Annotated in this window: 19 protein-coding genes and 1 riboswitch; of the genes, 8 read left to right on the forward strand and 11 right to left on the reverse strand. The window is 56.1% G+C overall.

What is annotated here, in order from left to right:
* Nucleotides 1-114 precede the first annotated feature (114 nt).
* The 7 genes from thiH to FDX24_RS18775 all read right to left on the reverse strand — a co-directional run bounded on the left by thiH (nucleotide 115) and on the right by FDX24_RS18775 (nucleotide 6,225).
* On the reverse strand, nucleotides 115-1,248 hold the full coding sequence (thiH, locus tag FDX24_RS18745; protein WP_137364753.1) for a 2-iminoacetate synthase ThiH: 1,134 nt from the start codon (nucleotides 1,246-1,248) through the stop codon (nucleotides 115-117).
* Nucleotides 1,245-2,015: a thiazole synthase gene (thiG, locus tag FDX24_RS18750; protein WP_137364754.1), complete on the reverse strand. Its 771-nt coding sequence runs from the start codon at nucleotides 2,013-2,015 to the stop codon at nucleotides 1,245-1,247. Before thiG ends, thiH begins: the two co-directional genes overlap by 4 nt.
* 1 nt (nucleotide 2,016) lies before the next feature.
* Nucleotides 2,017-2,217: a sulfur carrier protein ThiS gene (gene thiS / locus FDX24_RS18755; RefSeq protein ID WP_048214117.1), complete on the reverse strand. Its 201-nt coding sequence runs from the start codon at nucleotides 2,215-2,217 to the stop codon at nucleotides 2,017-2,019.
* The gene (locus tag FDX24_RS18760; RefSeq protein WP_137364755.1) at nucleotides 2,198-2,956 is read right to left on the reverse strand and encodes a HesA/MoeB/ThiF family protein; all 759 of its coding nucleotides are present in this window, start codon (nucleotides 2,954-2,956) and stop codon (nucleotides 2,198-2,200) included. Before FDX24_RS18760 ends, thiS begins: the two co-directional genes overlap by 20 nt.
* Nucleotides 2,949-3,584 (reverse strand): thiamine phosphate synthase, encoded by a 636-nt coding sequence (gene thiE, locus FDX24_RS18765; RefSeq protein ID WP_137364756.1) that lies wholly within the window; start codon nucleotides 3,582-3,584, stop codon nucleotides 2,949-2,951. The genes FDX24_RS18760 and thiE overlap by 8 nt, the downstream gene beginning before the upstream one ends.
* Nucleotides 3,584-5,482, reverse strand: a complete 1,899-nt coding sequence (thiC, locus tag FDX24_RS18770) for a phosphomethylpyrimidine synthase ThiC (RefSeq protein WP_137364757.1) — start codon at nucleotides 5,480-5,482, stop codon at nucleotides 3,584-3,586. The genes thiE and thiC overlap by 1 nt, the downstream gene beginning before the upstream one ends.
* A gap of 80 nt (nucleotides 5,483-5,562) precedes the next feature.
* Nucleotides 5,563-5,685, reverse strand: a riboswitch (TPP riboswitch).
* Nucleotides 5,686-5,736: 51 nt separating this feature from the next.
* On the reverse strand, nucleotides 5,737-6,225 hold the full coding sequence (locus tag FDX24_RS18775; protein ID WP_043018026.1) for an Rsd/AlgQ family anti-sigma factor: 489 nt from the start codon (nucleotides 6,223-6,225) through the stop codon (nucleotides 5,737-5,739).
* A 96-nt stretch (nucleotides 6,226-6,321) separates the two neighbouring features.
* Here FDX24_RS18775 and nudC point away from each other — a divergent pair, with 96 nt between their 5' ends.
* The 6 genes from nudC (at nucleotide 6,322) to FDX24_RS18805 (ending at nucleotide 10,687) form a co-directional block, all read left to right on the forward strand.
* Nucleotides 6,322-7,095, forward strand: a complete 774-nt coding sequence (gene nudC / locus FDX24_RS18780; protein WP_048214113.1) for an NAD(+) diphosphatase — start codon at nucleotides 6,322-6,324, stop codon at nucleotides 7,093-7,095.
* A gap of 50 nt (nucleotides 7,096-7,145) precedes the next feature.
* On the forward strand, nucleotides 7,146-8,210 hold the full coding sequence (hemE, locus tag FDX24_RS18785) for a uroporphyrinogen decarboxylase (RefSeq protein WP_137364758.1): 1,065 nt from the start codon (nucleotides 7,146-7,148) through the stop codon (nucleotides 8,208-8,210).
* 9 nt (nucleotides 8,211-8,219) lie between these two features.
* Nucleotides 8,220-8,900 (forward strand): deoxyribonuclease V, encoded by a 681-nt coding sequence (gene nfi, locus FDX24_RS18790; protein WP_137364759.1) that lies wholly within the window; start codon nucleotides 8,220-8,222, stop codon nucleotides 8,898-8,900.
* A 33-nt stretch (nucleotides 8,901-8,933) separates the two neighbouring features.
* Nucleotides 8,934-9,524, forward strand: coding sequence for a YjaG family protein (locus tag FDX24_RS18795; RefSeq protein WP_003842015.1), 591 nt, complete (start codon nucleotides 8,934-8,936; stop codon nucleotides 9,522-9,524).
* A 186-nt stretch (nucleotides 9,525-9,710) separates the two neighbouring features.
* Nucleotides 9,711-9,983, forward strand: coding sequence for a nucleoid-associated protein HU-alpha (gene hupA, locus FDX24_RS18800; RefSeq protein ID WP_001044509.1), 273 nt, complete (start codon nucleotides 9,711-9,713; stop codon nucleotides 9,981-9,983).
* Between the two features lie 11 nt (nucleotides 9,984-9,994).
* Entirely contained in the window at nucleotides 9,995-10,687 is a 693-nt protein-coding gene (locus FDX24_RS18805) for a DUF1481 domain-containing protein (protein WP_061068788.1), read from the forward strand.
* 61 nt (nucleotides 10,688-10,748) lie between these two features.
* On the opposite strand, the gene zraP is transcribed toward FDX24_RS18805, so the two are convergent.
* Together zraP and FDX24_RS18815 are read right to left on the reverse strand one after the other, a co-directional pair.
* Complete coding sequence (gene zraP, locus FDX24_RS18810; RefSeq protein WP_032945657.1) at nucleotides 10,749-11,192, reverse strand: zinc resistance sensor/chaperone ZraP; 444 nt, start codon at nucleotides 11,190-11,192, stop codon at nucleotides 10,749-10,751.
* 18 nt (nucleotides 11,193-11,210) lie between these two features.
* Nucleotides 11,211-11,399, reverse strand: coding sequence for a hypothetical protein (locus tag FDX24_RS18815; RefSeq protein WP_137364760.1), 189 nt, complete (start codon nucleotides 11,397-11,399; stop codon nucleotides 11,211-11,213).
* Nucleotides 11,400-11,454: 55 nt separating this feature from the next.
* Here FDX24_RS18815 and zraS point away from each other — a divergent pair, with 55 nt between their 5' ends.
* Nucleotides 11,455-12,840 (forward strand): two-component system sensor histidine kinase ZraS, encoded by a 1,386-nt coding sequence (zraS, locus tag FDX24_RS18820; protein ID WP_137364761.1) that lies wholly within the window; start codon nucleotides 11,455-11,457, stop codon nucleotides 12,838-12,840.
* Between the two features lie 5 nt (nucleotides 12,841-12,845).
* Nucleotides 12,846-14,171 carry a sigma-54-dependent response regulator transcription factor ZraR gene (gene zraR, locus FDX24_RS18825; RefSeq protein ID WP_101743144.1) on the forward strand — a complete coding sequence of 442 codons (1,326 nt, stop codon included), beginning with the start codon at nucleotides 12,846-12,848 and terminating at the stop codon, nucleotides 14,169-14,171.
* On the opposite strand, the gene purD is transcribed toward zraR, so the two are convergent.
* Nucleotides 14,168-15,457, reverse strand: coding sequence for a phosphoribosylamine--glycine ligase (gene purD, locus FDX24_RS18830; protein WP_137364762.1), 1,290 nt, complete (start codon nucleotides 15,455-15,457; stop codon nucleotides 14,168-14,170). The two genes, zraR and purD, sit on opposite strands and share 4 nt — an antisense overlap.
* A 15-nt stretch (nucleotides 15,458-15,472) precedes the next feature.
* Nucleotides 15,473-17,062, reverse strand: coding sequence for a bifunctional phosphoribosylaminoimidazolecarboxamide formyltransferase/IMP cyclohydrolase (purH, locus tag FDX24_RS18835; RefSeq protein WP_137364763.1), 1,590 nt, complete (start codon nucleotides 17,060-17,062; stop codon nucleotides 15,473-15,475).
* Nucleotides 17,063-17,409: the final 347 nt, after the last annotated feature.

Genomic DNA, 17,409 nt, shown 5'->3' on the forward strand with positions numbered 1-17,409 from the left:
GATAATTTCACGAACGCTTACGATAGCGATGAAGGCCAGAGCCTGAGCAGTTAAGTGCCAGTGAAGAAAAAACCCGCGAAAGCGGGTTTTTTTGTTTATGCGATAGCGTTGGACTTAGGGCATCTGGGCGGCGCGTCCCAGATAGCTGTCCCAGTCTTTCCACACGGGCTGTAATCCCTGCGCCATGAGTGCTTCAGCAACGGCTTCCGGGCGACGATCGTCGTGCGGAGAGAACTGTTCCAGTTCGGGGTGGTTATCGGCATAACCGCCGGGCTGGGTTTTAGAGAAGGCGCTGACGTTGTTGATCGCCAACGGGATCACATGGTCACGAAACCATGGCGATTCGCGGGTGGAGAGCGACAGCTCAATTTCTGGTGCCAGTAAACGAAACGCGCAAATGGTCTGGACCAACTGTCGCTCATCCATGATCGATGCAGGCTCAACGCCTCCGGTGCATGGGCGCAGGCGAGGGAAGGAGATAGAGTAGCGGCTCTGCCAGTAATGCTGCTGCATCCACAGCAGATGTTCAGCTACCATATAGCAGTCCACCCGCCAACTGTCGGACAAACCAATCAACGCGCCAAGACCGATTTTGTCGATCCCTGCGCGGCCCAGCCGGTCCGGCGTTTCCAGTCGCCAGAAGAAATCCTGCTTTTTCCCCTTCAGATGGTGGCGGGCGTAAATCGCCTCATGATAGCTCTCCTGATATACCATCACTCCATCCAGCCCCAGCGTCTTCAGCTCCGCATATTCAGCCTCTGACAGCGGCTGTACTTCCATCTGTAAAGAGGCAAACTGGCGGCGAATGGCAGGCAAATGGCGACGAAAGTAATCCATCCCCACTTTGGCCTGATGTTCACCGGTGACCAGTAGCAGATGCTCAAAGCCCAGCTCGCGGATAGCCGCACACTCACGTTGTATCTCATCTTCGTCCAGCGTTTTGCGTTTGATACGGTTGCTCATCGAAAAACCGCAGTAGGTGCAGTCGTTGGCACATAGGTTGGAGAGATACAACGGCACGTAAAAGCTCACCGTGTTGCCAAAACGCTGGCGGGTGAGCTTTTGCGCCCGCTGTGCCAGCGGCTCCAGATAGTCGGCGGCGGCAGGGGAGAGCAGCGCCATCAAATCATCGCGGCTAAGCTGTGAAGCGTTGAGGGCGCGTTCCACGTCAGCGGCGGTTTTACCGTTGATGCGCAGGCGGATGTCGTCCCAGTCCAGTTGTCGCCAGCGGTCGCTGAACGTTTTCATGCGAAGGCCTCCAGGAATCCGGTTAACGGGCTGGTGGGATTTGCCAGCGAGCTTTTGCTTCCAGGTACCGCCTGGCGCGCCAAAAGGCCTGCTTCAACTGCCAGACGGAAAGCGGTGGCCATCATCACCGGGCTGTCGGCTACCGCGATTGCCGTGTTGACCAAAACTGCGTCGGCGCCCATTTCCAGCGCCTGCGTGGCGTGGCTGGGCACGCCGATGCCTGCATCAACCACTACCGGCACGGTCGCCTGCTGGATAATAATCTCCAGCATCGCTTTGGTTTCCAGCCCCTGGTTAGAGCCGATAGGTGCGCCGAGCGGCATCACCGCCGCGCAGCCCACGTCTTCCAGCCGCTTGCACAGTACCGGGTCCGCACCGCAGTAGGGCAGCACCACAAAGCCCTGTTTCACCAGCGCTTCGGCGGCTTTTAGCGTTTCGATGGGATCGGGCAATAGCCAGCGGGCATCCGGGTGGATTTCTAATTTCAGCCAGTTTGTGCCCAACGCTTCACGCGCCAGTTGGGCGGCGAAAATCGCCTCTTCAGCGGTTTTCGCTCCGGAGGTGTTAGGCAGCAGCGTCACGCCCGCGTCGATAAGCGGGGCCAGAATGGCATCGTTATGCTGGCGCAAATCCACGCGCTTCATCGCCAGCGTCACCAGCTGGCTGCCGGAGGCGCGAAGCGCCTCGACCATCAGCTGCGATGAGGCAAATTTTCCGGTACCGGTGAACAGATGTGAATCAAACGTTTTGTCGGCAATACGTAACATATCAACCCCCTGCAATAACCTGAAAAAGCAGGATCTGGTCGCCTTCCTGCACGATGTGCTGCTGCCACTGCTCGCGCGGCAGGATCTGCTGATTGAGCGCCAGCGCCGCGCCCGGTTTGAGCTGATTAAGCTCGGTGAGCAGCCCGCTGACGGTTTGTCCCTCGGCGCACTGCATCGGCTCATCATTGAACTGAATCTGCATGTTGCCCTCCGCATACCGGGCAGCCATTGGCCCGACGCAGCGCAAGGCTGCGCCATTGGCTGGTTTTACCGTCAAACAGGCGTAACTCGCCGCTGGGCGTTGCAATGCCGCTAAGCAGTTTGATGGCCTCCAGCGCTTGCAAAGTACCCATCACGCCAACCACCGGGCCGACGATCCCGGCGGTGCGGCAGTTGCGTTCAGGTTCGACATCATCCGGCCACAGGCAGCGGTAACAACCTTGCTCCCACGGTGGCGTGAGCACCATCAACTGGCCGCCGAAACCGACGGCGCTGGCGGTAACCAAAGGTGTATTCAGCGACACGCAGGCGGCGTTAATTTCCTGACGCGTGGCCATGTTGTCGGTACAGTCGAGCACCACGTCGGCACGCGCTACCGCATGCCGGAGCGCATCGCCTTTCAGTCGCTGCTGGAGCGATACCAGTTCGATATCCGGGTTGAGCCGCGTCAGGCGCTGCTGGGCAATTTGCGATTTTGAATGCGCGATATCATCAGTGGTAAACAGGATCTGGCGCTGCAGATTGCTCAAATGAATGTCGTCATCGTCTACCAGCGTCAGTTTGCCGATACCTGCTCCCGCCAGATACAGCGCGGCAGGCGAACCTAACCCGCCTAAACCGACAATCAGCACATGGCTGTCGAGCAGCTTTTGTTGGCCCTCAATCGCGATATCGCCGAGCAGGATCTGCCGGCTGTAACGCATAAAGTCGCGGTCATTCATCGCCGACTCCTGCTATGTCGAGCAGTTGCGCCGTGGCTGCCTGCCAGTCGGCCGCCAGGGTGATAGCGCTGACCACGGCAATGCTGCCGACGCCGGTCGCCAGCACCGACGGGGCGCGCTCAAGGCTGATACCGCCAATCGCCACGGTCGGGTAATCTGCCAGTCGTTCAATATGGCCTGCCAGCTGTGTCAGCCCCTGCGGGGCGGAAGGCATCTGCTTGGTTTGCGTAGGGAAAACGTGGCCGAGTGCGATATAAGAAGGCTTAGCGGCGAGCGCGACGTCGATCTCCATATCATTGTGAGTGGAGACACCCAGGCGCAGCCCCGCCGCCTGAATGGCCTTCAGGTCGGTGGTTTCAAGGTCTTCCTGGCCCAGATGCACGCCGTAAGCGTTGTGCTTAATCGCCAGCCGCCAGTAGTCGTTGATAAACAGGCGGGCGTCATAGTGACGCCCCAGCGCGATGGCGGCGATAACGTCGGCTTCGACCTCTTCATCGCGTTTATCTTTGATACGCAGCTGGATCGTGCGTACGCCCGCCTCCAGCAGGCGTTCAATCCATTGCACGCTGTCCACCACCGGGTAAAGCCCGAGGCGGAACGGCACGGTCGGGAAATCAGGCTGGTACATTATGCCTCCTCTTTTTTGAGGTAGATTTCACTGCCTTTGGCGCGGAAGTTCTCCGACATGTCTGCCATTCCCACTTCAATAGTCTGCGCGGCGGCGTAGTCGCGAACCTCCTGGCTGATTTTCATCGAGCAGAACTTCGGCCCGCACATGGAGCAGAAGTGGGCGACCTTGCCGGACTCTTGCGGCAGGGTTTCATCGTGATAGGCGCGGGCGGTGAACGGATCGAGCGCGAGGTTAAACTGGTCTTCCCAGCGGAATTCGAAGCGCGCTTTCGACATCGCGTTGTCGCGGATCTGCGCGCCCGGATGACCTTTTGCTAAGTCAGCTGCGTGGGCGGCAATTTTGTAGGTAATCAGCCCTTGCTTCACGTCTTCTTTGTTCGGCAAGCCGAGGTGCTCTTTTGGCGTGACGTAGCACAGCATCGCGCAGCCAAACCAGCCGATCATCGCCGCGCCAATGCCGGAGGTGAAGTGGTCATAGCCCGGCGCGATATCTGTCGTCAACGGCCCTAAGGTGTAGAACGGCGCTTCGTGGCAGCTCTCCAGCTCTTCGGTCATGTTGCGCTGGATCATATGCATCGGCACATGCCCCGGGCCTTCAATCATCACCTGCACGTCGTATTCCCAGGCGATTTTGGTCAGCTCGCCCAGCGTATGCAGTTCGGAGAACTGCGCTTCGTCGTTGGCATCCTGAACCGAACCCGGACGCAGGCCGTCGCCGAGAGAGAGCGAGACGTCGTAGGCGGCGCAAATTTCGCAAATCTCGCGGAAATGTTCGAACAGGAAGTTCTCTTTGTGATGCGAGAGGCACCATTTCGCCATGATAGAACCACCGCGTGAGACAATACCGGTCAGGCGTTTGGCAGTCATCGGCACGTAGCGTAGCAGCACGCCCGCGTGAATGGTGAAGTAGTCGACGCCCTGTTCGGCCTGCTCCAGCAGCGTGTCACGGAATGCTTCCCAGGTGAGATCTTCGGCGATCCCATTGACCTTCTCCAGCGCCTGGTAGATCGGTACGGTGCCGATCGGCACCGGGCTGTTACGCAGGATCCACTCGCGGGTTTCGTGAATATAGCGGCCGGTCGACAGGTCCATCACCGTATCCGCGCCCCAGCGGGTAGACCACACCAGTTTTTCGACCTCTTCTTCGATAGAAGAAGTGACCGCCGAGTTACCGATGTTGGCATTCACCTTCACCAGGAAGTTGCGACCGATGATCATCGGCTCGGATTCCGGGTGGTTGATGTTGGCAGGAATAATCGCCCGGCCCGCAGCGACTTCATCACGCACGAATTCCGGCGTGATATTTTCCGGCAGGCGCGCGCCAAAGTTCATCCCCGGATGCTGGTGGCGCAGTACTTCACTGCGAATACGTTCGCGGCCCATATTTTCACGGATGGCGATAAACTCCATCTCCGGCGTGACGATCCCCTGACGGGCGTAGTGCAGCTGGGTCACGCGCTTACCGGCTTTGGCGCGCTTTGGCGTCATCAGGCCGCTGAAACGCAGCTCGTCCAGGCCATCGTCGGCCAGGCGCTCTTTGGTGTAAGCGGAGCTGCGGTCGTCCAGTTCTTCGCTGTCGTTACGCGCCGCAATCCACGGCTGGCGCAATTTCGCCAGGCCTTTTTGGACGTTAATCGCCACGTCAGGATCGCCATACGGCCCGGAGGTGTCGTACACAGGCACGGCTTCGTTGTCTTCAAACTGCGGATTGTCTTTGCTGCCGCCAATTAGCGTCGGGCTCAGCTGGATTTCGCGCATCGGGATGCGGATATCCGGCTGCGAACCGGTAATATAAATGCGTTTTGAGTTAGGGAAGGCGGTCCCTTCCAGGGTATCGATAAAGTGTTGGGCTTGCGCGCGCTGTTCGCGGCGTGATGGTTTAGTAGTGGCAGACATAGCTCATTCCAAAAAAGTAAGGACGTGGCTTGTCAGACGACGGATGAAGCAAGAGAGACGATCGCCCAAAGGCGAACGGTTGCAGATTGACTCTTGTTCCCTTCGCAGGTTTTAACCTGATCAGGTTCCGCGGATCCCGAATTAACGGTCTCAGCCTTTTCCACTCATGCTGTTGTGGAAAATAAGCACTCCGACAAGAAGTAACCTCTATCTTAGAGGTAATGAATGTAAACTACGCGTTAATGCCGTAAATCTCAAGCATGACGTTTGAGAGTACTACTCTCGTGCATCGCGTCAAATACCAGCATGATCAGCTTATCTTCCAGCACGAACCGGGCTTCCAGCGCCTCGCCGAGATCTGATAAAACCTGTTGGAATTCAAGGAAGTTATCATGATCAATCGCCGTTTCCAGACTGGTATCATAGTAGTTCATGATCAGCTGCGTATTGGCTTCCAGCAGCGGCCAAATTTTTGTGGCTTTTAAAAGCTGCCCGTTCCCTTCCAATTTATGGAGAATACGTTCATAAATACTGAAGTGTCCGGTGGAGAGGTAATCGACCAGGCTCTGACAAAAATCATCCAGCGCTTTTTCATTGAGTCGCATGTACGATTCTTTGCCAGGCTTAATGCCAACCAGATTGTAGTAAGCCACGAGCAGGTGCTTACGTACATGTAGCCAGCGATCAACCAGTTTATTACTTCCTCCGACGTGCTCCGTCAGGCTTTCCAGCTGGTTTAGCATGATTGACTCCGCAAGATGGTGTTTAGGAACTGCTCACCCGTAAATGTAAAAATAATGTAAACAACATGCCTGTGAAGCAAAGGTTGCGCAAGAGATATGGATCGTATAATTGAAAAATTAGATAGCGGCTGGTGGATTGTCAGTCATGAGCAAAAGTTATGGTTGCCTCATGGCGAGCTGCCTCACGGCGACGCGGCACGTTTTGATTTGATCGGGCAGCGCGCACTTTCTATCGGCGAATGGGAAGGGGAGACGGTCTGGCTGGTGCAGCAGCAACGTCGCCACGATATGGGGTCGGTACGCCAGGTCATTGACCAGGATGTTGGCCTGTTTCAACTGGCCGGACGCGGCGTACAGCTGGCCGAGTTTTACCGCTCGCATAAATTCTGCGGCTACTGTGGGCACACGATGCACCCGAGTAAAACGGAATGGGCGATGCTGTGCAGCCACTGCCGGGAACGCTACTACCCGCAAATTGCCCCCTGTATTATCGTCGCCATTCGCCGTGACGACGCTATCCTGCTCGCCCAACATGTTCGCCATCGCAACGGCGTGCATACCGTGCTGGCGGGTTTTGTCGAAGTGGGCGAGACCCTTGAGCAGGCGGTGGCGCGTGAAGTCATGGAAGAGAGCGGCATTAAGGTGAAAAACCTGCGCTATGTCACTTCTCAGCCGTGGCCGTTCCCACAGTCTTTGATGACCGCATTTATGGCAGAGTATGATAGCGGCGAGATTGTTATCGACCCGAAAGAACTGCTGGAAGCGAACTGGTATCGCTACGATGATTTACCGCTGCTTCCCCCGCCAGGCACCGTCGCGCGGCGATTGATTGAAGACACTGTGGCGATGTGTCGGGCTGAGTACGAGTAAAGAACGAGTGATGATACACTGATGGACTGACGCAATAAGGAACTGCAAAAATGACCGAACTGAAGAACGATCGTTATCTGCGTGCGCTGCTGCGCCAGCCCGTTGATGTCACTCCGGTATGGATGATGCGCCAGGCGGGCCGCTATCTACCGGAATACAAAGCTACCCGCGCCGAGGCGGGCGATTTTATGGCGCTGTGCAAAAATGCCGAGCTGGCCTGCGAAGTCACGCTGCAGCCGCTGCGTCGTTATAAGCTTGATGCCGCGATCCTCTTCTCGGATATCCTGACGATTCCCGATGCGATGGGGCTTGGGCTCTATTTTGAAGCCGGAGAAGGCCCACGCTTTATCTCGCCGATTACCAGCAAGGCGGACGTCGACAAACTGCCGATCCCGGACCCGGAAGATGGGTTGGGTTACGTGATGAATGCGGTGCGCACGATTCGCCGTGAACTGAAAGGCGAGGTGCCGCTGATCGGTTTCTCCGGTAGCCCGTGGACGCTGGCGACCTATATGGTCGAAGGCGGTAGCAGCAAGGCCTTCACCGTGATTAAAAAGATGATGTATGCCGACCCTAAAGCGCTGCATCTGCTGCTGGATAAGCTGGCGAAAAGCGTCACGCTGTACCTGAACGCGCAGATCAAAGCGGGCGCGCAGTCGGTGATGATTTTCGATACATGGGGCGGTGTGCTGACCGGTCGCGACTATCAGCAGTTCTCCCTGTACTACATGCACAAAATCGTTGATGGCCTGCTGCGCGAGAACGACGGTCGTCGTGTACCGGTGACCCTGTTTACCAAAGGCGGCGGTCAGTGGCTGGAAGCGATGGCGGAAACCGGCTGTGATGCGTTAGGTCTCGACTGGACCACTGACATTGCCGATGCGCGTCGTCGTGTAGGTCATAAAGTGGCGCTGCAGGGCAATATGGATCCATCCATGCTGTATGCGCCGCCAGCCCGCATCGAAGAAGAGGTGGCGACAATTCTGGCCGGATTCGGTCAGGGCGAAGGGCATGTCTTTAACCTGGGCCACGGCATTCATCAGGACGTCCCGCCAGAACATGCGGGTGTCTTTGTGGAGGCGGTACATCGGTTGTCCGAACAGTACCACCGCTAAGGAGTCATTATGGATCTCGCGTCATTACGCGCGCAGCAGCTTGAACTGGCCTCTTCAGTGATCCGCGAGGATCGTCTGAAGAACGATCCGCCTGCTCTGATCGGCGGGGCGGACGTTGGGTTTGAGCAGGGTGGCGAAGTGACGCGAGCCGCGATGGTCTTACTGAAGTATCCCACGCTTGAACTGGTTGAATACAAGGTGGCGCGTATCGCCACCACCATGCCCTACATTCCCGGTTTTCTCTCCTTTCGTGAAACCCCCGCGCTGATGGCCGCCTGGCAATTGCTCTCGCACAAGCCAGATCTGCTGTTCGTTGACGGGCACGGCATTTCGCACCCGCGTCGCCTGGGCGTAGCCAGTCATTTTGGTCTGCTGGTGGATGTCCCGACGATTGGCGTGGCGAAAAAACGGTTGTGCGGCAAGTTTGAGCCGCTCGCTGCCGAATCCGGCGCGTTAGCACCATTGCTGGATAAAGGCGAACAGCTGGCGTGGGTCTGGCGCAGCAAAGCGCGCTGTAACCCGTTGTTTATCTCTACGGGTCACCGCGTGAGTATGGACAGCGCACTGGCGTGGGTACAACGCTGTATGAACGGCTATCGTCTGCCGGAACCAACGCGCTGGGCAGATGCGGTGGCATCCGAACGCCCGGCTTTTACGCGGCTTGCAGCAAAAGCGCCCCATATCGGGTAAACTGCGGCTAATTTCCGTATTTGAGAACTCATCATGTTACAAAATCCGATTCACCTGCGTCTGGAGAAGCTGGAAAGCTGGCAGCACGTCACATTTATGGCCTGTCTGTGCGAACGCATGTACCCGAATTACGCCATGTTCTGCAAGCAAACTGAATTTGGCGATGGACAGATTTACCGCCGAATTCTGGATCTGATTTGGGAAGCGCTGACGGTTAAAGACGCGAAAATCAATTTCGACAGCCAGTTGGAAAAGTTTGAAGAGGCCATTCCTTCTGCAGACGATTACGATCTGTACGGCGTTTATCCGGCGATTGATGCCTGTGTGGCATTAAGCGAACTGATGCATTCACGTCTGAGTGGTGAAACGCTGGAACACGCTATTGAAGTCAGTAAGGCTTCAATTACCACAGTAGCGATGCTGGAAATGACGCAAGCTGGTCGCGAAATGACCGATGAAGAGCTCAAAGAGAACCCTGCCGTTGAGCAAGAATGGGATATTCAGTGGGAAATTTTCCGACTTTTAGCCGATTGTGAAGAACGCGATATTGAGCTGATAAAAGGGCTGCGTGCAGACCTGCGCGAGGCTGGCGAGAGCAATATTGGTATAAATTTTCAGCAATGACACCACAAAACGTGATTTAACGCCTGATTTGTCGTGCCTGAAGGCTTCCCATCCGCCCCCGGTCTGGTCTACATTTGGGGGGCGAAAAAAAGTGGCTATCGGTGCGTGTATGCAGGAGAGTGCTTTTCTGGCATTTCCGTCGCACTCGATGCTTAGCAAGCGATAAACACATTGTAAGGATAACTTATGAACAAGACTCAACTGATTGATGTAATTGCAGACAAAGCAGAACTGTCTAAAACACAGGCTAAAGCTGCTCTGGAATCCACTCTGGCTGCTATTACTGAGTCTCTGAAAGAAGGCGATGCTGTACAACTGGTTGGTTTCGGTACCTTCAAAGTGAACCACCGTGCTGAGCGCACTGGCCGCAACCCGCAGACCGGTAAAGAAATCAAAATCGCCGCAGCTAACGTACCGGCATTTGTTTCTGGTAAAGCACTGAAAGACGCGGTTAAGTAATTCGCGTGGCAGTGAACAGTTTTAACGAAGGGGCGGTTTCGCCCCTTTTGTCCATCTGGCGTCATACGCTCTGGCTTTCAGGTGTGCTGTTGCTGTCGGCCTGTAGTCGTCATTCCGAGCTTCCTCCGTTCACGGCCAGCGGTTATGTTGGCGAGCAGGGGGCGGTACGCGTCTGGCGTAAAGATTCCAGTGACGATGTTCACTTGCTCTCGGTATTGAGTCCGTGGCGTAACGGCGATACCACCACCAGTGAATACCGCTGGCAGGGAGATACGCTCTCTCTGATAGAACTCAATGTTTACAGTAAACCGCCGGAACATATTCGTATCCGCTTCGATGACCGCGGCGAACTGAGTTTCATGCAACGTGAAGTCGCCGGGCAAAAGCAGCAGCTTTCCAGCGATCAAATTGCGTTGTACCGCTATCGTGCCGATCAAATCCGCAAGACCAGCGATGCGCTGCGTCAGGGACGGGTGATATTGCGTCAGGGACGTTGGCATGCGGATAACACGGTCACAACCTGTGAAGGTGAAACGCTGAAGCCAGACCTGGAGTCGTGGGCGATAAACCATATCGAGCGCCGCCAGAAACATTCATCCGTAGAGGTGAGTGTGGCATGGCTGGAAGCGCCCGAAGGGTCGCAGCTACTGCTAGTCGCCAATGAAGATTTTTGTCACTGGCAGCCTACAGCCAAAACGTTCTGAAAACCTGAAGACAGGTAGTCAGCAGGCCTGAACCGTATGGCGTCATCAGGCATCACGTCTTTTACCAGTGCCCCATTCCCATATGGCCGCCGCCGCGATGGTTACCGCCACCGCCGCATCCGCCGTAGCCCATTCCCGCGCCACGTGGCACGCCAGCCTGCGCCATTGCGACATCGCGTTTAACGCGCTGCTCGTCCAGAGACTGATTCAACGCTTCCATCTCTTTTGCAACGGCATTAATTTTTGCCGTGTCCGGCGAGCTGGCCGTTAATAGTGCATTGTACTCATAACGTTTGGATGTCAGCTGTTGGCGCAACGCGCTGGTCTGGGAGTAGTAATCATCATAGATTTTCTGTGCGGCAGCCTGCTGCTCAGCGGTCATTGGGGTACCGCCCCGTTGCTGCATTCCATCACCATATCCCCAGTGATTCTGCGCCAGTACCGGGGTGGAGCCCAGTGCGATAAGAGAAAGTGCAATCAGTGCCAGTTTGTTGTTCCGTTTCATCGTTCGTTCTCCTGTTGGTTAGCTTACATTCTCTTTTGCATCTTCCGTGCCAAAGCGTTGATCCCTGCCCTGCGGGCGTTGTGCGCGTCGTCTTTGCAGGAAAACGGGTAAAAATGACTCGCCAGAACGCGCCAGCGGGTCATTTTTACCCGGTACTTTCAGCTGTTTGTGTCTGAGGGCAGGGTTATCAGGGGGAAAAAATGGCATGATTTCTGCTGTATACCTGAAGCGAAGAAAGGAAACGGTGGGAAAGGGAGAGCGTATGCGTCTTTATAAGGATACGGTGGCAAAGTGGTTGAGCCGACTCTTGCTGGCGGCAATCCTGATTTTGGTTGGCTGGTTTTCGGTTATGACCATTCGGGACTATGGGCGGGAAAGTGGCGCCGCGCGGCAAACGCTACTGGAAAAAGGCAGCGTGCTCATTCGCGCTCTGGAGTCTGGTACGCGCGTAGGTATGGGTATGCGCATGCATCATGCTCAACAGCAGACGCTGCTGGAACAAATGGCCGTACAGCCGGGCGTATTATGGTTTGCCGTTGTGGATGAGCATGGCGTCATTATGACTCACAGCAATTCGGCGATGGTCGGGAAAACGCTCTATTCACCGGATGTCCTGCGACAGCTTAGTCCTGGGGAGCAAGAAAGCTGGCGAAATATTGACATTCAAGTGAGGGATGGTGAAAAAACGCCGGCCCTGGAAATTTATCGCCAGTTTCAGCCGACGTATGGTCCAGGACGTCATGGCATGGCGAGTTGCGCCAGTAATGACGGGCGGCTTAACATCCCTGCACAAACCATTTTTATCGCCTTTGATGCCAGCGATCTGGCGGCGACCCAGACAAGAGAGTGGCGTAACACACTGATAGTCCTCTGTGCGCTGGCGGCTGTACTACTGGCAACTGTACTTACGTTTTTCTGGTATCAGCGCTATCAGCGTTCGTACAAGGAATTGCAGGATGCGATGAAGCGGAAAGAAAAACTGCTGGCGCTCGGACACCTGGCGGCCGGCGTCGCACATGAAATTCGCAATCCGCTGTCTTCCATCAAAGGTCTGGCAAAGTATTTTGCCGAACGAACCCCGCCGGGTGGCGAGTCGCATGAGCTGGCTCAGGTGATGGCGAAAGAAGCGGACCGTTTAAATCGGGTGGTGAGCGAGCTGCTGGAGCTGGTGAAGCCAGCGCATCTGACGCTGCAACAGGTGGATCTCAATGAGGTTATCACCCACTCATTACACCTGGTGAGTCAGGATGCGGCAAGCAGGGAAATCCAGCTCCGCTTTTCGGCCAATTCTACGCTGCCCGCTATCCAGGCCGATCCTGACCGACTGACTCAGGTTTTGTTGAATCTGTATCTGAACGCCATTCATGCGATTGGTCGTCAGGGCACGATCACGGTTGAAGCGAATGAAAGCAGCGGCGATCGCGTTAAAATTGTGGTTACCGATAGCGGAAAGGGAATTGCAGCGGAACAGCTGGAGGCCATTTTTACGCCTTACTTTACAACCAAAGCTGACGGAACCGGCCTCGGGCTGGCGGTAGTGCAGAACATTATCGAACAGCATGGTGGCACCATTCAGGTGGCAAGCGTTGAGGGTAAAGGTGCGACCTTTACTCTTTGGCTGCCGACCAAAGCGAAACAACAGGATTAACAAGGATGACGCGCGGAAAAATCAATATTCTGGTAGTAGATGACGATATCAGCCACTGCACTATTTTACAGGCGCTGCTGCGCGGCTGGGGTTATGAGGTCGCGCTGGCCTATAGCGGGCGAGCGGCGCTGGAACAGGTGCGCGAACGCGTATTTGATTTAGTGCTGTGTGATGTACGCATGGCGGAGATGGACGGCATCGCAACGCTGAAAGAGATTAAAGCGCTGAATCCGGCGATTCCGGTCTTGATCATGACGGCGTTCTCCAGCGTAGAGACCGCCGTTGAGGCGCTTAAAACCGGGGCGCTGGACTATTTAATCAAGCCGCTGGATTTTGACCGTCTGCAGGAGACGCTGGAAAAGGCGCTGGCGCATACGCGGGAAATGGGCGCCGAACTGCCATCGGCGTCGGCGGTACAGTTTGGCATGATTGGCAGCAGTCCGGCGATGCAGAAGTTGCTTAATGAAATCGCGATGGTTGCGCCCTCGGACGCCACGGTGCTCATCCACGGAGACTCCGGCACGGGGAAAGAGTTGGTGGCCCGGGCGCTACATGCCTGCAGCGCCCGTCGCGATAAGCCGCTGGTGACGCTCAACTGCGCGGCGCTTAATGAATCGCTGCTGGAGTCCGAACTTTTTGGTCACGAGAAAGGGGCGTTTACCGGGGCGGATAAACGACGGGAAGGGCGCTTTGTGGAAGCCGATGGTGGCACGTTATTTCTTGATGAAATTGGCGATATCTCACCGCTGATGCAGGTGCGTCTGCTGCGGGCTATCCAGGAGCGAGAAGTACAGCGGGTTGGCAGCAACCAGACTATTGCGGTTGATGTCCGGCTGATCGCCGCCACGCATCGAGATCTGGCGGAGGAAGTCAGTGCCGGGCGCTTTCGCCAGGATCTCTACTATCGCCTGAACGTCGTCACCATCGAAATGCCAGCATTGCGCCAGCGCCGGGAAGATATTCCGCTGTTAGCCGAACATTTTCTCCAGCGTTTTGCCGCGCGTAACCGTAAAGCGGTGAAAGGCTTTACGCCGCAGGCGATGGATCTGCTGATCCACTATGACTGGCCGGGCAATATTCGTGAGTTGGAAAATGCGATTGAGCGCTCGGTGGTGCTGCTGACGGGGGAATATATTTCCGAACGTGAACTGCCGATGGCGATTGCCGCGACGCCGATAAAAACGGAATTCAGTGGCGAGATCCAACCGCTGGTGGATGTCGAAAAGGAGGTGATTCTGGCGGCGCTTGAAAAAACGGGCGGCAATAAAACGGAAGCCGCCCGTCAGTTAGGCATTACGCGTAAAACGCTGCTGGCGAAAATTTCGCGTTAGCGTTGCTCGCGTTCAATGGCGCGCCAGCCGATGTCGTTACGGCTGAAGCTGCCATCCCAGCGGATGTCGGTCATCAGGGCGTAAGCGCGTTTCTGCGCTTCAGCCACGGTGTTACCCAGCGCGGTGGCGCACAGCACGCGACCACCGTTGGTCAGCACGCGATCGTCTGCAGACAGTTTGGTGCCCGCGTGGAACACTTTACCGTCAGCGACGTCTTCCAGCGGCAGACCGTGGATCTCATCGCCGGTATTGTAATTGCCCGGATAACCTCCGGCGGCAATGACCACACCCAGCGAAGCGCGCTCGTCCCACTCGGAGGTTTTCTCATTCAGCTTGCCGTCACAGGCGGCGAGGCAAAGATCCACCAGATCCGATTTCATGCGCAGCATGATCGGCTGGGTTTCCGGATCGCCGAAGCGGCAGTTAAACTCGATAACCTTTGGGTTGCCCTGCTTGTCGATCATCAGACCCGCATACAGGAAACCGGTGTAGGTGTTCCCTTCCGCCGCCATGCCTTTCACGGTTGGCCAGATGATGCGTTCCATGGTGCGCTGGTGCACTTCATCGGTCACTACCGGAGCAGGGGAGTAGGCACCCATCCCGCCAGTGTTCGGGCCGGTGTCACCGTTACCTACGCGTTTGTGGTCCTGGCTGGTGGCCATCGGCAGTACGTGCTCGCCGTCGACCATCACGATAAAGCTCGCTTCTTCACCGTCGAGGAACTCTTCAATCACGATGCGGTGGCCCGCGTCGCCAAACGCGTTGCCGGCCAGCATGTCATGAACCGCGGCTTCGGCTTCCTCCAGCGTCATCGCCACGATAACGCCTTTCCCGGCAGCCAGACCGTCAGCTTTGATAACGATCGGCGCGCCTTTCTCGCGCAGGTAAGCCAGCGCAGGTTCGATTTCGGTGAAGTTCTGATATTCCGCCGTCGGAATCTGGTGACGGGCGAGGAAATCTTTGGTGAAGGCTTTGGAGCCTTCCAGCTGCGCGGCACCTTCGGTTGGGCCGAAGATTTTCAGACCGGCGGCGCGGAACGCATCGACCACGCCAATCACCAGCGGCGCTTCCGGGCCAACGATGGTCAGATCGATCTTCTCGTTCTGGGCAAAGTCCAGCAGCGCCGGGATATCCGTTACGCCGATGGCCACGTTTTGCAGCGTGGGTTCCAGTGCGGTACCGGCGTTACCCGGTGCGACAAAAACGGTATCAACCAGCGAGGACTGTGCGGCTTTCCAGGCCAGGGCGTGCTCGCGCCCGCCGTTACCAATGACTAAAACTTTCATCGTCTGCTCCCTGAATTAATGGCGGAAGTGGCGCATGTCGGTGAATACCATCGCGATACCGTGTTCGTCTGCGGCGGCAATGACTTCGTCATCACGGATAGAACCGCCCGGCTGGATCACGCAGGTAACGCCCGCGGCAGCAGCGGCATCAATTCCATCGCGGAACGGGAAGAAAGCGTCGGAAGCCATAGAGGAACCTTTCACTTCCAGGCCTTCGTCGGCGGCTTTAATCCCGGCGATTTTGGCGGAGTAAACGCGGCTCATCTGGCCTGCGCCAATACCGATGGTCATATTGCCTTTGGCATAAACGATGGCGTTGGATTTAACGAATTTCGCCACTTTCCAGCAGAACAGCGCATCACGCAGCTCTTGCTCGGTCGGCTGGCGCTTGGTCACCACGCGCAGTTCACCTTCGCTCACCATACCGAGGTCACGATCCTGAACCAGCAGGCCGCCGTTAACGCGTTTAAAGTCCAGGCCCGGAACGCGCTGCGCCCATTGGCCGCAGACCAGCACGCGAACGTTCTGCTTGGCAGCGGTAATTTTCAGTGCTTCTTCGGTGGCGGATGGGGCGATGATCACTTCCACGAACTGGCGGGAAATGATCGCCTGCGCGGTTTCAGCATCCAGCTCGCGGTTAAAGGCGATGATGCCGCCGAACGCGGAGGTCGGGTCGGTTTTATAGGCGCGGTCGTAAGCGTCAAGAATAGAGGTACTTACTGCTACACCACACGGGTTCGCGTGTTTGACGATCACACAGGCTGGCTCGTTGAATTCTTTCACGCACTCCAGTGCCGCATCGGTATCAGCGATGTTGTTGTAGGAAAGCGCTTTACCCTGAACCTGCTGCGCGGTGGCAACGGACGCTTCTTTAACATTCTCTTCTATATAGAAGGCAGCCTGCTGATGGCTGTTCTCGCCGTAGCGCATATCCTGCTTCTTAATGAAGTTCAGGTTCAGCGTACGCGGGAAGCGACCGGCGGCTTCTTTGCTTTCACCGTGGTAGGCCGGAACCATGCTGCCGAAGTAGTTGGCGATCATGCTGTCGTAAGCGGCAGTGTGTTCGAAGGCTTTAATCGCGAGATCGAAACGGGTGTCGAGGGTCAGAGAACCGTCGTTGGCATCCATCTCTTTAATAATGGCGTCGTAGTCGCTGCTCTTCACAACGATAGCTACATCTTTATGGTTCTTGGCAGCGGAGCGCACCATGGTCGGGCCGCCGATATCAATGTTCTCTACGGCATCTTCCAGAGAACATCCTTCGCGGGCGACGGTCTCGGCGAATGGATACAGGTTAACAACCACCATATCGATAGGAGCAATGTGGTGTTGTTCCATAATGGCATCATCCTGGCCGCGACGACCGAGGATGCCGCCGTGGACCTTCGGATGCAGGGTCTTCACGCGTCCATCCATCATTTCCGGGAAGCCGGTGTAATCGGAAACTTCGGTCACTGGCAGACCTTTCTCCGCTAACAGGCGCGCAGTGCCACCTGTAGACAGCAGCTCCACACCACGTGCGGAAAGTGCCTGAGCGAATTCGATGATACCGGCCTTGTCAGAAACACTGAGCAGAGCGCGGCGGACTGGACGACGTTGTTGCATGGTAAATCCCCTGGATTTGACTATTACAGAGAGCGTTAGGTGAATTCTTGGCTAAAAACTCAGCTAACGCCCCTTACGGGGCATCCTTGTTGTGCGGGGGCATTGTAACGAAAACGTTTGCGCAACGCTCGCGAATTTTTAATTTTCGATTTTGCCCCTCGTTTCGAGCGCTGAAGATCGTACATATACAGAAAGGATCGCAGAAGTAATGGGTGAGTTTGTGGATAACTCTGTGCGTAAATAGGTATAAGGCGGGGTTTTGCTGTGGAATGCAGCAGTCAGTCATTTTTCTGTCATTTAAGGGTTGCGGGCCACAGGAAACTCCCTATAATGCGCCTCCATCGACA

This window comes from Citrobacter sp. wls716, assembly GCF_005280975.1.
Classification (GTDB): Bacteria; Pseudomonadota; Gammaproteobacteria; order Enterobacterales; family Enterobacteriaceae; genus Citrobacter; species Citrobacter youngae.

What these genes read in the sequence shown, in the direction of transcription:
- thiH (WP_137364753.1), bottom strand. Translation starts at nt 1,248, where the DNA reads ATGAAAACGTTCAGCGACCGCTGGCGACAACTGGACTGGGACGACATC.
- thiG (WP_137364754.1), bottom strand. Translation starts at nt 2,015, where the DNA reads ATGTTACGTATTGCCGACAAAACGTTTGATTCACATCTGTTCACCGGT.
- thiS (WP_048214117.1), bottom strand. Translation starts at nt 2,217, where the DNA reads ATGCAGATTCAGTTCAATGATGAGCCGATGCAGTGCGCCGAGGGACAA.
- FDX24_RS18760 (WP_137364755.1), bottom strand. Translation starts at nt 2,956, where the DNA reads ATGAATGACCGCGACTTTATGCGTTACAGCCGGCAGATCCTGCTCGGC.
- thiE (WP_137364756.1), bottom strand. Translation starts at nt 3,584, where the DNA reads ATGTACCAGCCTGATTTCCCGACCGTGCCGTTCCGCCTCGGGCTTTAC.
- thiC (WP_137364757.1), bottom strand. Translation starts at nt 5,482, where the DNA reads ATGTCTGCCACTACTAAACCATCACGCCGCGAACAGCGCGCGCAAGCC.
- FDX24_RS18775 (WP_043018026.1), bottom strand. Translation starts at nt 6,225, where the DNA reads ATGCTAAACCAGCTGGAAAGCCTGACGGAGCACGTCGGAGGAAGTAAT.
- nudC (WP_048214113.1), top strand. Translation starts at nt 6,322, where the DNA reads ATGGATCGTATAATTGAAAAATTAGATAGCGGCTGGTGGATTGTCAGT.
- hemE (WP_137364758.1), top strand. Translation starts at nt 7,146, where the DNA reads ATGACCGAACTGAAGAACGATCGTTATCTGCGTGCGCTGCTGCGCCAG.
- nfi (WP_137364759.1), top strand. Translation starts at nt 8,220, where the DNA reads ATGGATCTCGCGTCATTACGCGCGCAGCAGCTTGAACTGGCCTCTTCA.
- FDX24_RS18795 (WP_003842015.1), top strand. Translation starts at nt 8,934, where the DNA reads ATGTTACAAAATCCGATTCACCTGCGTCTGGAGAAGCTGGAAAGCTGG.
- hupA (WP_001044509.1), top strand. Translation starts at nt 9,711, where the DNA reads ATGAACAAGACTCAACTGATTGATGTAATTGCAGACAAAGCAGAACTG.
- zraP (WP_032945657.1), bottom strand. Translation starts at nt 11,192, where the DNA reads ATGAAACGGAACAACAAACTGGCACTGATTGCACTTTCTCTTATCGCA.
- FDX24_RS18815 (WP_137364760.1), bottom strand. Translation starts at nt 11,399, where the DNA reads ATGCCATTTTTTCCCCCTGATAACCCTGCCCTCAGACACAAACAGCTG.
- zraS (WP_137364761.1), top strand. Translation starts at nt 11,455, where the DNA reads ATGCGTCTTTATAAGGATACGGTGGCAAAGTGGTTGAGCCGACTCTTG.
- zraR (WP_101743144.1), top strand. Translation starts at nt 12,846, where the DNA reads ATGACGCGCGGAAAAATCAATATTCTGGTAGTAGATGACGATATCAGC.
- purD (WP_137364762.1), bottom strand. Translation starts at nt 15,457, where the DNA reads ATGAAAGTTTTAGTCATTGGTAACGGCGGGCGCGAGCACGCCCTGGCC.
- purH (WP_137364763.1), bottom strand. Translation starts at nt 17,062, where the DNA reads ATGCAACAACGTCGTCCAGTCCGCCGCGCTCTGCTCAGTGTTTCTGAC.